General features: G+C 69.5%; 16 protein-coding genes and 1 tRNA gene. 4 read left to right on the top strand and 13 right to left on the bottom strand.

The genetic code is table 11. The features are described 5' to 3' along the window. Nucleotides 1-11: 11 nt before the first annotated feature. The 10 genes from ACL06G_RS00560 to ACL06G_RS00605 all read right to left on the bottom strand — a co-directional run bounded on the left by ACL06G_RS00560 (nt 12) and on the right by ACL06G_RS00605 (nt 11,292). The gene (locus ACL06G_RS00560; RefSeq protein ID WP_412784815.1) at nt 12-812 is read right to left on the bottom strand and encodes an enoyl-CoA hydratase-related protein; all 801 of its coding nucleotides are present in this window, start codon (nt 810-812) and stop codon (nt 12-14) included. Continuing rightward, nucleotides 809-2,005 (bottom strand): CaiB/BaiF CoA transferase family protein, encoded by a 1,197-nt coding sequence (locus ACL06G_RS00565; RefSeq protein WP_412784814.1) that lies wholly within the window; start codon nt 2,003-2,005, stop codon nt 809-811. Before ACL06G_RS00565 ends, ACL06G_RS00560 begins: the two co-directional genes overlap by 4 nt. After that, a complete protein-coding gene (locus ACL06G_RS00570) occupies nt 2,002-3,363 on the bottom strand; it encodes an FAD-dependent oxidoreductase (protein WP_412784813.1) in 1,362 nt (453 codons plus the stop codon). Before ACL06G_RS00570 ends, ACL06G_RS00565 begins: the two co-directional genes overlap by 4 nt. An 11-nt stretch (nt 3,364-3,374) precedes the next feature. Further along, on the bottom strand, nt 3,375-4,730 hold the full coding sequence (locus ACL06G_RS00575) for an MFS transporter (protein WP_412784812.1): 1,356 nt from the start codon (nt 4,728-4,730) through the stop codon (nt 3,375-3,377). 116 nt (nt 4,731-4,846) lie between these two features. Then, on the bottom strand, nt 4,847-5,455 hold the full coding sequence (locus tag ACL06G_RS00580) for a helix-turn-helix domain-containing protein (protein ID WP_412784811.1): 609 nt from the start codon (nt 5,453-5,455) through the stop codon (nt 4,847-4,849). Between the two features lie 241 nt (nt 5,456-5,696). Beyond that, nucleotides 5,697-6,170: a heat shock protein transcriptional repressor HspR gene (locus ACL06G_RS00585; protein WP_412784810.1), complete on the bottom strand. Its 474-nt coding sequence runs from the start codon at nt 6,168-6,170 to the stop codon at nt 5,697-5,699. Between the two features lies 1 nt (nt 6,171). After that, nucleotides 6,172-7,362 (bottom strand): molecular chaperone DnaJ, encoded by a 1,191-nt coding sequence (gene dnaJ, locus ACL06G_RS00590; RefSeq protein ID WP_412784809.1) that lies wholly within the window; start codon nt 7,360-7,362, stop codon nt 6,172-6,174. A 39-nt stretch (nt 7,363-7,401) separates the two neighbouring features. Beyond that, nucleotides 7,402-8,088 carry a nucleotide exchange factor GrpE gene (gene grpE / locus ACL06G_RS00595; protein ID WP_412784808.1) on the bottom strand — a complete coding sequence of 229 codons (687 nt, stop codon included), beginning with the start codon at nt 8,086-8,088 and terminating at the stop codon, nt 7,402-7,404. Continuing rightward, a complete protein-coding gene (gene dnaK, locus ACL06G_RS00600) occupies nt 8,085-9,941 on the bottom strand; it encodes a molecular chaperone DnaK (protein WP_412784807.1) in 1,857 nt (618 codons plus the stop codon). Before dnaK ends, grpE begins: the two co-directional genes overlap by 4 nt. Before the next feature lie 181 nt (nt 9,942-10,122). Then, a complete protein-coding gene (locus tag ACL06G_RS00605; protein WP_412784806.1) occupies nt 10,123-11,292 on the bottom strand; it encodes a PP2C family protein-serine/threonine phosphatase in 1,170 nt (389 codons plus the stop codon). 213 nt (nt 11,293-11,505) lie between these two features. On the opposite strand from ACL06G_RS00605, the gene ACL06G_RS00610 reads away from it, so the two are divergent. Continuing rightward, nucleotides 11,506-13,815, top strand: a complete 2,310-nt coding sequence (locus ACL06G_RS00610) for a (Fe-S)-binding protein (protein WP_412784805.1) — start codon at nt 11,506-11,508, stop codon at nt 13,813-13,815. Nucleotides 13,816-13,990: 175 nt separating this feature from the next. Continuing rightward, nucleotides 13,991-14,869 (top strand): Yip1 family protein, encoded by an 879-nt coding sequence (locus ACL06G_RS00615; protein WP_412784804.1) that lies wholly within the window; start codon nt 13,991-13,993, stop codon nt 14,867-14,869. An 18-nt stretch (nt 14,870-14,887) separates the two neighbouring features. Here ACL06G_RS00615 and ACL06G_RS00620 read toward each other — a convergent pair whose 3' ends face one another. The 3 genes from ACL06G_RS00620 to ACL06G_RS00630 all read right to left on the bottom strand — a co-directional run bounded on the left by ACL06G_RS00620 (nt 14,888) and on the right by ACL06G_RS00630 (nt 16,270). Then, nucleotides 14,888-15,385: a phosphoribosyltransferase gene (locus tag ACL06G_RS00620; protein ID WP_412784803.1), complete on the bottom strand. Its 498-nt coding sequence runs from the start codon at nt 15,383-15,385 to the stop codon at nt 14,888-14,890. 29 nt (nt 15,386-15,414) lie between these two features. Then, nucleotides 15,415-15,990, bottom strand: a complete 576-nt coding sequence (dcd, locus tag ACL06G_RS00625; RefSeq protein ID WP_412784802.1) for a dCTP deaminase — start codon at nt 15,988-15,990, stop codon at nt 15,415-15,417. Between the two features lie 94 nt (nt 15,991-16,084). Beyond that, complete coding sequence (locus ACL06G_RS00630; protein ID WP_412784801.1) at nt 16,085-16,270, bottom strand: hypothetical protein; 186 nt, start codon at nt 16,268-16,270, stop codon at nt 16,085-16,087. Nucleotides 16,271-16,504: 234 nt separating this feature from the next. On the opposite strand from ACL06G_RS00630, the gene ACL06G_RS00635 reads away from it, so the two are divergent. After that, a tRNA-Gly gene (locus ACL06G_RS00635) sits at nt 16,505-16,578 on the top strand. 79 nt (nt 16,579-16,657) lie between these two features. Further along, the gene (locus ACL06G_RS00640) at nt 16,658-17,254 is read left to right on the top strand and encodes a hypothetical protein (RefSeq protein WP_412835163.1); all 597 of its coding nucleotides are present in this window, start codon (nt 16,658-16,660) and stop codon (nt 17,252-17,254) included. The last annotated feature ends 31 nt before the right edge of the window (nt 17,255-17,285 follow it).

Raw genomic sequence — 17,285 nt, forward strand, 5'->3', positions numbered from 1 at the left:
GCCGCGGCGGCTCACCGGCCGGTCCACCGCGGTGCCCGCTTCTCCTGGAAGGCCCGGACTCCCTCGGCGGCGTCCTCGCTGTCCAGCGCGGCCATCAGAGCGGGCGTGCGCAGGGCGTGCGCGTCCTGCGGCGACAACCGGGCGCCGCGCTGCACCATCTGCTTGACGGCCCGCAGGGAGGTGGGGGCGCAGGCCAGCACGTCGCCGACCCACCGGTCGACCGCGGCGTCCAGTTCCTCCCTCGGCACGACCTCGTTGACCAGGCCCATCGCCCGCATCTCCGCGGCGGGCACTTTCCGGCCGGTGAGCAGCATCCCCATCGCGGCGGTGTGCGGGACGCGCCGGACCAGCTGGAACACGCCGCCGTCGAGCGGGATGCGGCCGACGCGGGGTTCGGTGAGCCCGAACCGCGCGTGCTCGGCGGCCACCACGATGTCGCAGCCCAGCACCATCTCCATGCCGCCACCCAGGGCATACCCGTTGACGCGGGCGATGACGGGCACGTCGAGGCTGGTCCGCAGCGCGAGTCCGCCGAAGCCGTTGGGATCGAGGTCGGCCCAGTACTCGAGCCCGGTGCGTTCGACGGCCTCGGCGGACATGTCCGCGCCGACGCAGAACGACCGGTCGCCGCCGCCGGTGACGACCACGACGCGGACCTCCGGGTCGGCCTCGATCTCGTCCCAGATCTCGCCGAGCCGCGCGGCGCTCTTCGCGTCCACCGCGTTGAGCACCGCGGGACGGTCGATGGTGACGCGGGCGACGTGCCCGTCCCTGCGGTAGTCGACGGTGCCGACAGAGCTCTCCGCGCTCACCTCAACACCCCCTTCTCGCGCAGCAGGGCGATCTGCTGCTGGTCGTAGCCGAGTTCGGTGAGGACCTCGTCGCCGTGCTCGCCGAGCCGCGGCGGTACGCGCCGCACCTGCCCGGGAGCCCCGGAGAGGTGGAGGGGTGTGTTGAGGGCGCGGATCCGCCCGGCCACCGGATGGTCCATCTCGACGATCATGTCGTTGACGGCAGTCTGCTCGTCCTCCAGCGCCTGCTCCAGGCTGCGCACGGGCGCGCAGAGGATGTCCTGCTCCTCCAGCCGCTTGAGCCAGTACGCGGTGGAGTTCACCGCGAGACGCTCGGCGAGGATGTGCTGGATCTCGGGACGATGTGCGAACTGCCCCCGGAGGTCGGCAAGTTCCGGACGCTGCGAGAGGTCCTCGTCGAGTTCGAGGGCGATGCTCAGGTGGTGCAGGGGGTCCCGGGTGAAGCCGCCCACCAGGCAGACGGCGCCGTCGGTGGTGGGGAACACCCCGGTCAGCGGCATCGCGGCCCAGTTGATCTCGAAGCCCCGGTTGAGCTGCTGGCAGGCCTCCTGCATCTGCATGTGGAGCATCGAGTCGTACATCGACACCTCGACCTTCTGGCCCTCACCGGTGCGTTCCCGGTGCAGCAGCGCCAGCAGGATGCCCTGCAACAGGTGCATGCCGGTGGTGTAGTCGCAGAGCGTCGTCGGGTACAGCGTGAAGGGATCGTCCTCGGCGGTCCGGCGGTGCATCACGCCGCTGTAGGACTGGGCGACGGCGTCCTGCCCGCCCTTGTGCCGGTAGGGCCCCTCGGTGCCGAATCCGGTTCCGGAGGCCCAGATCAGCCGTGGGTTGACGGCTCGGAGGTCGTCGTAGCCGAAGCCCATGCGTTCCATCACGCCGGCCCGGAAGTTGCTGACCACCACGTCGGCGGTGCGCGCCAGTTCGCGGACGGCGCCGCGCCCCTCCTCGGTGCGGGTGTCCAGCGCGACACTGCGCTTGTTGCGGTTGATGGCCAGGAAGATGGGGTTGTCGAGTCCGGCGTCGTCGGGGATGGAGGTCCGGGAGATGTCTCCGGTGCCGGGACGTTCGACCTTCACGACGTCGGCGCCGTGGTCGCCGAGGAGCTGGGTGCACGAAGGCCCCATGAACACCTGGGTGAAGTCGAGCACCCTGATGCCGTCGAGCGGCTGGGAGTCGGGAGAACCGGTCATGCGGACAGCTCCTTCGGGGCGTCGACGGTGGCGTTCGGAGCGGGCACGTCGCCGGGGTCGGCGCCCTGGTCCCGCATCCGCTGCTGGACGACCGCGGGGTCGACCTCCCGCACGGTCACGCCCCGGTCCGCGGCGGTCGCCGCCGCGATGCCCGCCGCCTGGCCCATGGCCATGCACGGCGGTATCTCGCGGGAGATGCGCTGCGCCTCGGGGGTGGCCGAGTAGTGCCTGCCGGCGACCAGCAGCTGGTCCACCCCGCGCGGCAGCAGGGCGCGGTAGGGGGTGTAGTAGTCGCGGCCGCGTGCGACGCTGTCGGGGAAGTGGCGCCGGGAGGTGACGTCCTCCTTGGTAACGACGTACTCGCCGTCCAGCAGGCGGGTCTGACGGACACCCATCTGCTCGGCCACGTCGAGCAGGTAGGCGTTCTCGAATCCGGGGAGGTCCTGCCGGATGTGGTCGAGGACGGATCCGATCCTGGAGCGAGCCTCGAACTCGGCCTCGGTGAGCGATTCCGGGTCGGTGCCGTCGAAGCCCGTCATGTGCGGGCAGTTGCACCACACCACTCCGGGGATCGGGGTCTTCAGCCACCACAGCTCCCAGGCACCGCCGAGCAGTCGCTTGATCTTGCGGTTGATGGCACGGGCGGCGCGGGGATCGGCCTGCTCGAACCGCTCGGCGGCCGCGGTGTCGACGCCTCCGAGGCGGAAGACCAGCGTGACGAGGTACTTGTCCTTGATGTGGGCGGCGCCCGACCGGGAGGCCACGTCGATGTCGCCGGTGGTGTCCACGACGACGTCGCCCATGACGGCCTGCGGACCGGACTTGGTCTCGCACACCACGCCCTTGATCGCGCCGTCCTGCACGATCGGGCGGGAGAACCAGCTGTGGAGCCGCAGGTCGACGCCGTTCTCGCGCACCAGGTCGTTGGAGACGCGCTTCCAGCCGTCGGGGTCGAAGGCGACGGAGTAGCAGATGGGCTTCGGGTTGGTGTGGGAGTGGAAGTCGAAGGCGCCCCACCGGCTCCACTTGTGCCACATCTCGGGTGCCGAGTAGCGCTCCGCTGCGGGCGGGTACACGGCCAGGCCCAGCTTGCCCATGCGTTCCACGTACTCGTCGACGATGCCGGACACGGTGATCTCGTCGCCGTTGACCATGTCGTCGAGGACGAGAACCATGCCACCGGAGGCGAGGCCCCCGAGTGCCGAATAGCGTTCCAGCAGGGTGACCCGGGCGCCGCTGCGTGCCGCGGAGACCGCCGCGCTGACCCCTGCGGGGCCACCGCCGACCACGACCACGTCGGACCTGCGGACGACGGGTGCCTCGACGGCGTCGAGAGCGATCGTCTGGATGGAGGACACGGGGTCTCCTTTCAGTTCCCGACGCGGACACAGCCGCGGCGGAAGGCGAGTACGTAGAGCAGGACGCTGGTCAGCCCGAGCACAGCCACGTAGGCGGGGAAGGCCCAGACGGCGTCGGCCTCCTGGAGCCAGAGCAGGACGTAGGGCGCGGTGCCGCCGAAGCCGGCGACGCCCACGGCGTAGCCGAGGCCGACGCCGGTCACGCGGCAGGTCATCGGCATGAGCGTCGCGGAGACGGTGTTGTAGAGGCCCATGTTGAAGGCCAGCAGGGGTGCGCCGATCAGCATCACTGCGGCGAAGGTAGTGATGCCGGACCCCTGGTAGGCGAGGACCAGGAAGACCATCGGCACCACGGCGAGGCGGGAGAACACGAAGGTGCGGGAGATCCGGTTGCGGTCGGCGATGCGGCCGACCACGGGGTACAGGACACCGACGACCAGGCCGGCCAGGGTGGAGACCGCGAAGACATGCGTGGGGTTCTCGCCGTAGGCGGAGCGCGCCAGGCTGGGCAGTCCGACGGCCCAGGTGTAGTTGAGCGCCTGGGCTCCGGCGACGACGAACACGATGGTGAGCAGGGGGAAGCGGTGGCGCAGGACTCCCCGCCACACGTCCTGGATGCTGGGCTGCGGCGCCGGAGGGGCGGTCACGGAGGCGTTCCCGGGCGCGGTGACGGTGCTCCCCTTGGAGGAGAAACGATTCTCCTCCTGGTTGAGCGTCTCGGGCAGGGAGCGGCGCAGCCAGAGGAAGAACAGTCCCACCACGACGCCGATGACGAACGGGATCCGCCAGCCCCAGGCGGCCATGGCCTCGGCGCCGACAGCGGCACTGGTCAGGAAGCAGACCAGGGAGGCGCCGATGATGCCGGCCTGGACGTACACGCTGACGATGCCGCCGAACCGTGCGGTCTGGCCTTCGGGGGCCATCTCCACGATGTACGCCGAGTTGAGGGGGGCTTCGATGCCGGTCGACAGGCCCTGGAGGATGCGGCAGAGCAGCAGGACGGCTCCGGCCCAGATACCGAGGGAGGCGTGCGTGGGAAGGACCGCGATCACCGCGGTGCTGAAGACCATGGTGCCGACGGAGAGCAGCATCACGAGGCGTCGGCCGATCCGGTCGGCGAGCGTGCCGAACACGACGGCGCCGAGCGGCCGGGCCGCGAACCCGACGGCGAAGACGGCGAGTGCGGACATCGTGTCGGCGACCGCGTCGCCCGAGGGGAAGAACTGGGGGCCGATGTAGGCCGCGAGCAGGCCGTAGACCATCCAGTCGTACCACTCGACGGCGTTGCCGCCGCCGAGTGCGACCAGGGCGCGGCGCCGGGAGATGCGTGGTTCGTCGCTGGTTTCTCTTTCGATGACTGATGCCATGCGGGGCACCTCGCAAGGGGAAGGCACGGTTTTCGGCCGTGCTGGGTCTGCACACCGACCTGCGGGCCGGTGCGCCGGAGAGGGGACGGGAGTGCGGGCCGGGAGGCTGTCGGCGCCTACCAGCTGGGCGGCGTGATCACCCAGACCGAGACGGAGGGCTGATCGCCGGGGTTGGCGTACCAGTGGGGTGTGCTGCTGGGGTAGGTGATGGAGTCACCGGCCTCCAGGCGGTGCCGGACGCCGTCCAGATAGACGTCCTTCACGCCGGAGAGGACGAGGCCGAACTCCTCGCCGTTGTGCCGGAAAGGGGTGTCGCTGGTGTCGTGGCCCGGCTGGGTCTCCACCCAGAGGACCTCCAGCGCCCCGGTGACGGTCGGGGTGAGCAGTTCGTAGCGGGCGTCCTGCGGCCCCTGGACGCCGTGGAAGTCCAGGTTGCGCCGCTCGGAGCGGCGCACCACCGGGCTGATCTGCTCGCTGAGGTGGAACAGCCGGCCCACAGGGATGTCGAGTCCGTGGGCGAGTTGCACCAGCGTGGCGAAGGACGGGTTGCCCTTGCCGCGTTCCACCTGGCTGATGAGCCCTGTGCTCACACCCGAGGTCCGGCTCAGGTCGTCGAGCGTCAGCCCGGACTGCTTGCGCAGCGCCCGGATCTGGACCCCGACCGTCGCGACGAGGGCGTCCACGTCGGGACCGCCGTTCGGCGCTGTGGAGCTGATGGTGCTCACCGACTGTCACCCGCTTCCGGATGGAGACCTTCCCCGACCGGACGAGCAACCGGGGCTGTTGTCGCCATAGTGAAGACTTTCATTCTGTCGAAAACAAGCCCTACCGCACGGTAACCAAAAATCCACCTCTCGGGAGGCGCGCCCCCAGCGGCGGCCGGGCCCGCCACCGCGACATGCCGGAGGCCCCGGCCGCTCTGCGTGGCAGAGCGGCCGGGGCCTCCGGCGGTAGCTTCCGGTCCGGTCAGCTCCGGCGGCCCCTTCCGGGGCGCCAGACGACCAGCGCACTCGACTGGTGCATGTCGCTGTAGGGGACGAGATCGCGGCGGTACGAGGCGTGCACCTGCTGCTCGCGCTGACGCATCGCCACCGCCGCGCCCTCGACGGCCTGCTGGAGCTCGGCCACGCGCGACTGCAGCGCGGTGACCTGGTTCTCCAGCTCGATGATCCGCTTGATCCCGGCCAGGTTGATGCCTTCGTCCTGGCTCAGCTGCTGCACCTGGCGGAGGAGTTCGATGTCCCGGGCCGAGTAGCGCCGCCCGCGACCGGCGGTCCGGTCGGGAGAGACCAGCCCGAGACGGTCGTACTGCCGCAGGGTCTGCGGGTGCAGCCCCGACAACTGGGCGGCGACCGAGATGACGTACACGGGGGAGTCGTCCGTCAGCTCGTACGGCTGGCGGCCCCCGAAACGCCGGCTGTCGCGGTCTCGGCCGGGCATTTCAGTCTCCCTTCGCTGCCTTGAACAGCGCTGCCCTGGGGTCCTCGTCCGCGGTCGCGTCCCGGAAGGACTCCAGGATGTCCCGCGCCTTCTCGTCGAGCTCCCGCGGCACCGAAATCTCCACGGTGACCAGCAGGTCGCCGCGGGTGCCGTCCTTGCGGGTGGTGCCCTTGCCCCGGGCCCGCATCGTCCGTCCGCTCGGCGTGCCCGGCGGCAGTTTCAGGGTGACCGGGGGCCCACCGAGGGTCGGCACCTTGATCTCCCCGCCGAGCGCGGCCTCCGTGAAGGTGACCGGCACGGTGACCGTCAGGTTGTCGCCGCGGCGCCCGAACACGGGATGCTTGTCGACGTGCACCACCACGTACAGGTCGCCGTGGGGACCGCCCCGCTCGCCGGGAGCGCCCTTGCCGCGCAGCCGGATGCGCTGCCCGTCGGTGACACCGGCCGGGATGCGGACCTGCATGGTGCGCGAGGACGTGGCCCGTCCACTGCCCTTGCAGGTGTCGCACGGGTCCTGCGCGATGAGGCCCCGCCCCTTGCAGTCGACGCAGGGGTCGGTGAGCGAGAATCCGCCCCCGCCGCCCCGGCTGACCTGGCCGGTGCCCACGCAGGTGGGGCACACCTGCGGGGAGCCGTGCTTGTCGCCGGTGCCCGAACAGGCCTTGCAGGCCGCCGAGGAAGACATCCGCAGCGGCACCGTCGCGCCGTCGACGGCCTCGGTGAAGCTGAGCGTCACCTCGGACTCGACGTCCTGCCCCCGGCGCGGCTGGGTGCGCGTACCGGCACCGCCGCCCCGGTTGAACAGACCGCCGAAGACGTCGCCCAGGCCACCGCCGAACCCGCCGGGCCCGCCGGCGCCGGCCGGCCCGCCCTGCGTGCCACCGAAGAGGTCGCCGAGGTCGAAGTTGAACGAACCGCCGCCCGCTCCCGGACCGGGGCGGAATCCGCCGCCGTTCCCGAAGAGGGCACGCGCCTCGTCGTACTCCTTGCGCCGCTTGGCGTCACCCAGGACGTCGTAGGCCTCCGAGGCGTCCTTGAACCGCTCCTCCGCGGCGGCGTCACCCCGGTTGGCGTCCGGGTGGTTCTCCCGGGCGAGCTTCCGGTACGCCTTCTTGATCTCGGCCTCGGTGGCGTCCTTCGGGACGCCGAGGACCTTGTAGTAGTCCTTCTCGATGAAGTCCTTGGTACTCATCCCCGACGTCCCTCCTCTCCTGCGTTCCCGTACTGCGCGTCAGCCCTCGTCGGGACCACCGCTGTCCTCGCCGTCCGCGGACCCGTCGTCCTCGGAACCCTGGGCGCCGGGCTGCGGTTCGGCGACACCCACCCGCGCGGGGCGGATGGTGCGTTCGCCGATGCGATACCCCGGCTGAAGGATCTGCACGCACGTCGTCTCGGTCACCTCGGGCGAGTACGAGTGCATGAGCGCCTCGTGCACCGTCGGGTCGAACGGCTCGCCCTCCTTGCCGAACTGCATCAGGCCCATCTTGGCCGCGACCATCTCCAGCGATTCGGCGACCGACTTGAAGCCGCCCACCAGTTCGCCATGGTCCCGTGCACGCCCGATGTCGTCCAGCACCGGGAGCAGTTCCGTCAGGAGGTTCGCGACGGCGACCTCCTTGACGGAGACGCGGTCCCGCTCGACCCGGCGGCGGTAGTTCTGGAACTCCGCCTGGAGCCGCTGCAGGTCCTGCGTGCGCTCGTTCAGCGCGGTACGGGTCTGGTCGAGGTGCGCCGTGAGCGCGGCGGCCTCTGCGGACTGGCCGTCCTGGACGTCCCCGCCCGGGACCGCGGGACCCGCCTCCTCCTCGGCGGCGGGTCCCGCGGCCGCGGCTGCCGCCGCGTCGTCGGACTGCGCGTCCAGTGCGGCGTCGGTGGGGACGTCGGGCTCCTGCGGGAAGCCCGGGGTCTCCTCCGTCACGCGGCACCACCCTTCGGCTTGTCGTCGTCCACGATCTCGGCATCGACGACGTCGTCGTCGCCGTCGGCCTTCGCCTCACCGGCACCGGCGCCGGCCTGGGCACCGTCCTCGCCGGCGGCCTGCGCGTCGGCGTACAGCGCCTGGCCCAGCTTCTGGCTGGTGGCCGCGACCTTCTCGGAGGCCTCGCGGATGGCGGCGGTGTCCTCGCCCTTCAGCTTCTCCTGCAGGTCGGCGAGGGACTCCTCGACCTCGGTCTTGACGTCGCCCGGGACCTTCTCCTCGTTGTCCTTGAGGAACTTCTCGGTCGTGTAGACGAGCTGCTCGGCCTGGTTGCGGGTCTCCGCGGCCTCGCGGCGCTTGGCGTCCTCGTCGGCGTACTGCTCGGCATCGCGCATCATGCGCTCGATGTCGTCCTTGGGGAGCGCGGAACCGCCGGTGACGGTCATCTTCTGCTCCTTGCCGGTGCCGAGGTCCTTCGCCGCGACGTGCATGATGCCGTTCGCGTCGATGTCGAAGGTGACCTCGATCTGCGGCACACCGCGCGGCGCCGGCGGCAGGCCGGTCAGCTCGAACATGCCGAGCTTCTTGTTGTACGCCGCGATCTCCCGCTCGCCCTGGTAGACCTGGATCTGCACGGACGGCTGGTTGTCCTCGGCCGTCGTGAAGATCTCCGAGCGCTTGGTCGGAATGGTCGTGTTGCGCTCGATCAGCTTGGTCATGATGCCGCCCTTGGTCTCGATGCCGAGGGACAGCGGGGTGACGTCCAGCAGCAGGACGTCCTTGACCTCGCCCTTGAGCACACCGGCCTGCAGGCTGGCGCCGATGGCGACGACCTCGTCCGGGTTGACGCCCTTGTTGGCGTCCTTGCCGCCGGTGAGGTCCTTGACCAGGCCGGCGACGGCCGGCATACGGGTCGAACCACCGACGAGAACCACGTGGTCGATCTCGGACAGCTGGATGCCGGCGTCCTTGATGACGTTGTTGAACGGCGTCTTGCAGCGCTCCAGGAGGTCCTCGGTGAGCTGCTGGAACTGCGAGCGGGTGAGCTTCTCGTCCAGGTGCAGCGGGCCCTCGGAGGAGGCCGTGATGTAGGGCAGGTTGATCGTCGTCTCCGTGGAGGAGGACAGCTCGATCTTCGCCTTCTCCGCGGCCTCGCGCAGCCGCTGCAGCGCCATCTTGTCCTTGGACAGGTCGACGCCGTGCCCGGACTGGAACTGCTTGACCAGGTGGTCGACGATGCGCTGGTCCCAGTCGTCGCCGCCGAGGTGGTTGTCACCGTTGGTCGCCTTCACCTCGACCACGCCGTCGCCGATCTCCAGCAGCGAGACGTCGAAGGTACCGCCACCGAGGTCGAAGACCAGGATGGTCTGGTCCTCCTTCTCGAGGCCGTAGGCGAGCGCGGCCGCAGTGGGCTCGTTGACGATGCGCAGGACGTTCATGCCGGCGATCTCGCCGGCCTCCTTGGTGGCCTGCCGCTCGTGGTCGTTGAAGTAGGCGGGAACGGTGATGACCGTGTCGGTCACCTTCTCGCCCAGGTAGGCCTCCGCGTCCCGCTTCAGCTTCTGCAGCACGAAGGCGCTCATCTGCTGCGGGTTGAAGTCCTTGCCGTCCAGGTCGATCTTCCAGTCGGTGCCCATGTGGCGCTTGACCGACCGGACCGTCCGGTCCACGTTGGTGACGGCCTGCCGCTTGGCGACCTCGCCGACGAGCACTTCACCGTTCTTGGCGAAGGCGACGACGGACGGCGTGGTCCTGGCGCCCTCGGCATTGGTGATGACGGTGGGCTCACCGCCCTCGAGAACACTGACGACGGAGTTCGTCGTACCCAGGTCGATGCCGACCGCACGTGCCATTTCGGTTTCCTCCAGCTGATGCCTTGAGTGAATCTCACTCAAGCGTGCACGACGGCTCGACATCTGTCAAAGGACATGAGCACACCAGACTCAACTCTTATGCGGCAGCTCTCGGCACAATAACTGTATCCGCAGGTCAAGCCATGTACGGCACATGGAGACGGCGTCGGGCGGTCGCCACTCAGCGCGGCGCGGGAGTCGACCGCGCAGGCTCCGACGCGCGATCGAAAGCCTCGCACCACTCGACGACGACCACTGCGGCGTCGTCGCGCAGATCACGGCCGGTGTGCTGGTCCACGGCCGCCAGCAGCCGGTCCGGGAGGGTCTCGACGGACGCACCCCGCAGCGTCTGCGCGACCTCCGGCAGCGGGAAGAACTCCCCGTCCGGACTCCGGGCCTCGTCGATGCCGTCGGTGTAGAGCAGCAGTCGTTCCCCGAGTTCCCAGTCGCAGGCGAGCACCGGCGGCTCGGGAGTGACGACGTGCGCGAGCCCGAGCGGCGGAACGGTGTCCTCGATCCCGAGGAACCGGACCCCGGCGGAATTCAGCAGCAACGGCGGAGGATGCCCCAGATTGACCAGCCGCAGCCGCGCACCACGGATCTCCACCAGCACGGCGGTGACGAACAACTCGTCCCCCTCCAACTGGCCCGCGTAGGCATCCCCGGTCTCACCCTCCAGACGCCCGACGGCCTCGGAGCAGCGGAGCGCCACCCCGGGCAGGCTCGGCTCGTAGTGCGAGGCCTCCCGGAAAGCACCGAGCACGGCGGACGCCGTACGGATGGCGGGCAGGCCCTTCCCCCGCACATCGCCGATGATGACCCGGACGAAGTCCTTCTCGACCACCGCCTCGTAGAGGTCGCCGCCGATCCGCGCCTCGGACTCGGCGGCGACGTAACGGGCCTCGAAGCGGAGCCCCTTGGCCTGCGCGGGCATCGGCGGGAGCAGAGCCAGCTGGGCCGCCTCGGCGATCCGCTGCACCTGGCTGAGCTGCTTCTCGCGGCGCACCCGGGAGGAACTGGCCGCCAGGCTGGCCAGGCTGACGACGACGACCGCGCCGACGATCGTCACGTGGTAGGAGATCGCCTTCTCGGGGCCGATGAGCCAGGTCATGATCGCCAGAGAAAGGGCCGCCACCGACACCGCCAGGACGCGGACGGGCGAGCCTCTGATAGCCGCCAGGGCCGGAACCGGAGAGAGGAGGGAGCCGGCGCGCAGATTGGGGGCGTGCCCGATGTCGTCGCCGAACTCCATCAACGCGACCAGCACCACCAGGAGCCAGGGGAGGACGAGCCACAGCAGGTCGCGCCCTGCCGACTCGGCGTCGGCCCGGCCGCTCCCCTTGTCCGCCATGAGGGTGCCCCCTGGGTCTGAATTTCCGACTGATGGCACTTTTTCTGCAGAAACCGTATACCAGGCAACAGCGCGATGCAGATCACCGGGCTCACCGGGTGCAGCGTTCCTGCGATAGTGGGTAGTCTCGTACGAACCACATAAGTTACTGCTTAGTAAACGAGCTTTCGCCTCCGCGGGCGGCGGCTCGTCCCGCAGGTCCGAGGAGCCGTCATGCAACTCGCCGCGATCGTCGTCTCGCTGGTGCTGGCCGTGGTGGGCACCGCGTTGTTCGCGCGCGCCATCGCCGAGATCTTCCGCCACGTCCGGCTGGGGCAGGCCGTGCCCGAGGGCAGCCGCACCGACGCACCGGGGCAGCGCACCATGACCCTGGCCCGCGAATTCCTGGGCCACACCCGGATGAACACCTGGGGCGTCGTCGGCTTCGCGCACTGGTTCGTCGCCATCGGCTTCTACACCCTGCTGCTCACCCTCGTGAACGCCTTCGGGCAGCTCTTCGCGGCCGAGTGGACGCTGCCGCTCATCGGCACCTGGCTGCCCTACGAACTGTTCATCGAGTTCATCGGCCTGATGACCACCCTGGGCATCGTCACCCTCATCGTCATCCGCCAGCTGAACCGCCCCACGGACCCGGCACGCAAATCCCGCTTCAGCGGCTCCAAGACCGGCCAGGCCTACTTCGTCGAAGCCGTCATCCTGATCATCGGCGTCGCCATCCTCACCCTGCGCGGCCTGGAGGGTGCCCTCCACGACGTCGACGGCTACACCGCCGGATACTTCGCCTCCTACCCCCTGGTGACCGCCTTCGACGGCCTGGACGTGCCCACTCTGCAGAACCTGGTCTACCTCACCGCCATGGTGAAGATCGGCACCTCGTTCGTGTGGATGATCGTGGTCAGCCTCAACACCAACATGGGCGTGGCGTGGCACCGCTTCCTCGGCTTCCCCAACATCTGGTTCAAGCGCAACGCCGACGGCGCCACCGCCCTCGGCGAGCTGAAGCCCATGACCTCCGGCGGCAAGGAGATCGACTTCGAGACCGCCCTCGACGACGACAACGAGGAAGAGGTCCGCTTCGGCGTCTCCCAGGTCGAGGACTACTCCTGGAAGGGCCTGCTCGACTTCTCCACCTGCACCGAGTGCGGCCGCTGCCAGTCCCAGTGCCCCGCCTGGAACACCGGGAAGCCGCTCTCCCCCAAGCTCATGATCATGTCGCTGCGCGACCACGCGCACGCCAAGGCCCCCTACCTGCTGGCCGGCGGCGGCAAGACCATGGAGGGCGAGGAAAAGGCCACCGAGGCCCAGCTCGCGAACGTGCCCGCGGACGCGCTCGCGGAGGCCGAACGGCCACTGGTCGGCGACGCCGCAGCGAACGGCGTCATCGACCCGGATGTGCTGTGGTCCTGCACCACCTGCGGCGCCTGCGTCGAGCAGTGCCCCGTCGACATCGAGCACGTCGACCACATCGTCGACATGCGGCGCTACCAGGTCATGATCGAGAGCGCCTTCCCGAGCGAGGCCGGGACGATGCTCAAGAACCTGGAGAAGAAGGGCAACCCCTGGGGCCTGGCGAAGAAGCAGCGCCTGGAGTGGACCAAGGAGGTCGACTTCGAGGTGCCCGTCGTCGGCAAGACCGTCGAGGACCTCACCGGAGTCGAGTACCTGTACTGGGTCGGCTGCGCCGGCGCCCTGGAGGACCGCGCGAAGAAGACCACCAAGGCCTTCGCGGAACTGCTGCACATCGCCGGCGTCGACTTCGCGATCATGGGCGGCGACGAGAAGTGCACCGGCGACTCCGCCCGGCGCCTGGGCAACGAGTTCCTCTTCCAGCAGCTCGGCGAGGAGAACGTCGCCAACCTCAACGCCGCCTTCGGCGAGGACGAGGACGAGGGCGTGACCGTCCCGCAGGCGAAGAAGAAGATCGTCGCCACCTGCCCGCACTGCTTCAACACCCTCGCCAACGAGTACCCGCAGCTGGGCGGCCACTACGAGGTCATTCACCACACCCAGCTGCTGCAGCACCTCGTCGACGAGGGCCGGCTCACCCCCGTCACCCCCGTCGAGGGCCTGATCACCTACCACGACCCCTGCTACCTGGGGCGTCACAACAAGGTCTACACGCCGCCCCGCGAGATCATCGGCAAGGTCCCGGGCCTGCGCAACGAGGAGATGCACCGCCACAAGGAACGCGGCTTCTGCTGCGGCGCCGGCGGCGCCCGCATGTGGATGGAGGAGCGGATCGGCAAGCGCATCAACAACGAGCGCGTGGACGAGGCCCTGTCGCTCAACCCCGACATCGTCTCCACCGCCTGCCCGTTCTGCCTGGTGATGCTCACCGACTCCGTCAACGGCAAGAAGAACGACGGCGCGGCACAGGAGAACCTCCAGGTCGTCGACGTGGCCCAGCTGCTGCTCGACTCGGTGCGGACGCCCACCGACCCGCCGCCCGCGGAGGGCGAGACGGACACCGACGAGCCCGACCCGGAGCCGAAGCCGGATCCCGACCCCGCACCCGCGACCTGACCCCTCGCCGCAGTCCGCACACGGCCGGTCCCGCAGCCGCGGGGCCGGCCGCCGCCGTTGCGGAACCGCACGCGCCCGCCTCACCCGACCGGCCGATGTCACAGGTCAGCGGCGATGTCGGGAGACTTGCCCGGCGGGCGGGCCTCCGCTGCGCGAACACGGTACGTTCGAGGGCGTGGCTGGATTCAGAATGGGACGCGGCCGGGATCCCCGGGACGCGCAGCATCAGGGGCAGTACCCCCCGCACGCCGCACCGCAGAGCAGGGGGCAGCAGGGCTACGGCGGCCAGACGTGGCAGACGCCGACGAACAGCGGGGGCTACGGGGAACCGGAGTACTTCGGCGAGCCGCAGGGCGTCGGGCAGCCGCACCCCGGCCACACGTACGGCCCCGCCGGTGCCGGCGGAAGCCCGCAGGCCGACAACCCCGGGCACACCCGGGCCTTCAGCATCCACGACCAGGCACCGTACGGCCCGGGCGACGGAGCCGAAGCACCGTCCGGACCTCCCTCGGGTCCGCGGCTGCACGGCACCGAACTGATCAAGGGCATCGTGCTCCGCCCCAACGCCACCTTCTGGCAGATGCGCGACCACCCCGTCTGGGGCCCGGCGCTGGGCGTGACCTTCGTCTACGGCCTGCTCGCCGTCTTCGGCCTGGACGAGACGCGGGAGAACGTCCTCGACGCCACCCTGCCCACGGCCCTCCAGTACGTGGCCATCACCGGTGTCGCCGTCGTCCTCATGGGCCTGGTGCTGGGCGCGGTCACACACACCCTCGCCCGGCAGTTCGGCGGCACCGGCCTCTGGGCACCCACCATCGGCCTGTCGATGCTCATCATGTCGCTCAGCGACCTGCCGCGCCTGCTACTGGCGATGTTCATGGGCGCCTCCGCGACACCCGTCCAGGTCGTCGGCTGGGCGACCTGGGTCGCCGCAGCGGCCCTGTTCACCTCGATGGTCGGCCGGTCCCACGACCTGCCCTGGACGAAGGCCCTGGGCGCCTCGGCCATCCAACTCCTGTCGCTGCTCATGCTGATGAAGCTCGGCACACTCTGAAACACCCGTCCGGGACGCTCAGGCGTCCCGCGTCTGCTCCGGGCGCCGCACCACGGGCGGCTCCACCGACCACGGGAACTCGATCCACGACTCGGTGCGCTTCCAGACGTACTCGCACTTCACCACGGACTGCGACTTCTCGTAGATCACCGCACTGCGCACGTCGGCCACGTGCTCCGCGCAGAAGTCGTGCACCAGCTTCAGCGTCCGGCCGGTGTCGGCGACGTCGTCCGCCACCAGGACCTTCTTCTCGCTCAGGTCCACCACGTTCGGCACCGGCGGCAGCATGACCGGCATCGGGAGCGTCTCCCCCACTCCGGTGTAGAACTCCACGCTCGCCAGATGGACGTTCTTCACGTCCAGCGCGTAGCCGAGCCCGCCGGCCACGAACAGGCCGCCCCGCGCGATGGACAGAATGATGTCCGGCTCGAACCCGTCGTCGGCAACGGTCTGCGCCAACTCGCGCACCGCCTCGCCGAATCGCTCGTACGTCAGATGCTCACGTGCCACGCTCATGCCCACGGGGTCCTCTCGGTCGGACGCGGTCAGATCTGCGTGCGGTGGAAGTTCTGGTACGAACGGGAAGGCGTCGGCCCCCGCTGGCCCTGGTACCGCGAGCCGGAGCGCTGCGTGCCGTAGGGGTGCTCGGCGGGGGAGGACAGCCGGAACATGCACAGCTGCCCGATCTTCATGCCGGGCCACAGCTTCATCGGCAGCGTCGCCACGTTCGACAGCTCCAGCGTCACGTGACCGGAGAAGCCCGGGTCGATGAAGCCGGCCGTGGAGTGCGTGAGCAGCCCGAGGCGGCCCAGGCTCGACTTCCCCTCCAGCCGGGAGGCGATGTCGTCGGGGAGCGAGATCACCTCGTGCGTGGAGGCGAGCACGAACTCTCCCGGATGCAGGATGAACGGCTCGTCGCCCACGGACTCGATCAGCCGCGTCAGGTCGGGCTGTTCCTCGGAGGGGTCGATGTGGGGGTAACGGTGGTTCTCGAACACCCGGAAGTAGCGGTCCAGTCGTACGTCGATACTGGACGGCTGCACCATCGCCGGATCGTACGGATCGATCCGCACCCGGTCTGCGTCGATCTCCGCCCGGATGTCCTTGTCTGAGAGAAGCACGGGCCGAGCCTACGCGTACCGGGTCCACTCGCACGACGGGGCCCGGTCCGAAGAGGAACGGACCGGGCCCTGGATGCTTCGTGCGCCGGACGTATCAGCCGCGGCGTACGCCGCCGGTCCCCGACGAGTCACCCACCGGCACCGCCTGACGCAACCGCGCGCAACGCGGGCAACGCAGCAGTCTTCCGGGTCCGATCCGGTCCGGACCGAGATTCTGCATCGGGAACGTCGAGGTGCTGAACTCGTGCCCTTCGGCACACCGAACGACGGTGGATTCCATCGCTTCCCTCTCCCCGGGTACGTGGTGGACAAATGCCACATTAGGGGATGGTGCGGCGCGTGCGCCGCACGGCACTCCGCCTCCCACCGTACGCGTCAACTCCCCAGCTCCGTGGCGGGGATCCGGGTGGCGCCGACCAGCCCGAACAGCAGAAAGGACCCCGTGGCGTTGTGCGCCTGGAGTCCTGGATGAGGTACAGTGATCCGCGACGGGACGACTCATGAGTCGATCTTCGCGGGCGTAGTTTAATGGTAGAACATGAGCTTCCCAAGCTTATAGCGCGGGTTCGATTCCCGTCGCCCGCTCCAGCAGAAACCCCCAGGTCACAGGCCCGGGGGTTCTTTGTTGTCTAGACCGATTCACGTGTTGCGTGCCCGATGAGCCCTCGTGCCCGTCCTCACGCTCGGCGGCAGCGGCGTCTCGGTCGGCCTGGACCCGGGCGTCGATGCCGACGGCGACCTGGCGCTGACGCTCGAGCGTCGAGTGTTGGCAGACGAGCGCCGCCTTCTACGCTGGTCGCGCGGCTGGAGCGATCATCTTTGGAGGGTGCCGGCGGGGCCGGTCGCGGCGTCCCCGTCCGCCTGTTGGGCTGTGCCGAAATGCGGGCTAGGAGGTCCGATGAGGGACGTGTTCGTGGCAGCGTTCATGGTGGCCGCTCTGGCCTTGGGCGCGTGTGGCATAGCAGGAATCACCGCCGGCTGGATCATGCCTTGGGCACGAGGAAGAGTCCTTCGTCCCATGCCTTACGGATTCAGTCAGCTCTTCACTGCTGGCGGTGCCATCTGCTGTCTGTCGACCTACTTCACCTTGACCCCGGAGCTCTTCGTCGTAGGTGACGGGATGTCGACGATCCTCCATTTGCCACTGCGCATCCTGACGGCATCCCCAGCGGACGCCGCGGTAAACAGCGGTATGTCGCGAGGTGTCAACGTTGGTCGTGGCTGGGAGCGAAGGACGCCGGGGCCGCACGATCAACTCGCCTGAAAAGCGGAAGGTCACTGGTTCGACCCCGGCC

The organism is Streptomyces callyspongiae (assembly GCF_047200695.1).
GTDB lineage: Bacteria > Actinomycetota > Actinomycetes > Streptomycetales > Streptomycetaceae > Streptomyces.

Bases quoted from the DNA above. Each gene is read 5' to 3' on its own strand.
- dnaK (WP_412784807.1), bottom strand. From the start codon at position 9,941: ATGGCACGTGCGGTCGGCATCGACCTGGGTACGACGAACTCCGTCGTC.
- ACL06G_RS00610 (WP_412784805.1), top strand. From the start codon at position 11,506: ATGCAACTCGCCGCGATCGTCGTCTCGCTGGTGCTGGCCGTGGTGGGC.
- ACL06G_RS00585 (WP_412784810.1), bottom strand. From the start codon at position 6,170: ATGCCCGGCCGAGACCGCGACAGCCGGCGTTTCGGGGGCCGCCAGCCG.
- dnaJ (WP_412784809.1), bottom strand. From the start codon at position 7,362: ATGAGTACCAAGGACTTCATCGAGAAGGACTACTACAAGGTCCTCGGC.
- ACL06G_RS00565 (WP_412784814.1), bottom strand. From the start codon at position 2,005: ATGACCGGTTCTCCCGACTCCCAGCCGCTCGACGGCATCAGGGTGCTC.
- ACL06G_RS00630 (WP_412784801.1), bottom strand. From the start codon at position 16,270: ATGGAATCCACCGTCGTTCGGTGTGCCGAAGGGCACGAGTTCAGCACC.
- ACL06G_RS00575 (WP_412784812.1), bottom strand. From the start codon at position 4,730: ATGGCATCAGTCATCGAAAGAGAAACCAGCGACGAACCACGCATCTCC.
- ACL06G_RS00620 (WP_412784803.1), bottom strand. From the start codon at position 15,385: ATGAGCGTGGCACGTGAGCATCTGACGTACGAGCGATTCGGCGAGGCG.
- ACL06G_RS00605 (WP_412784806.1), bottom strand. From the start codon at position 11,292: ATGGCGGACAAGGGGAGCGGCCGGGCCGACGCCGAGTCGGCAGGGCGC.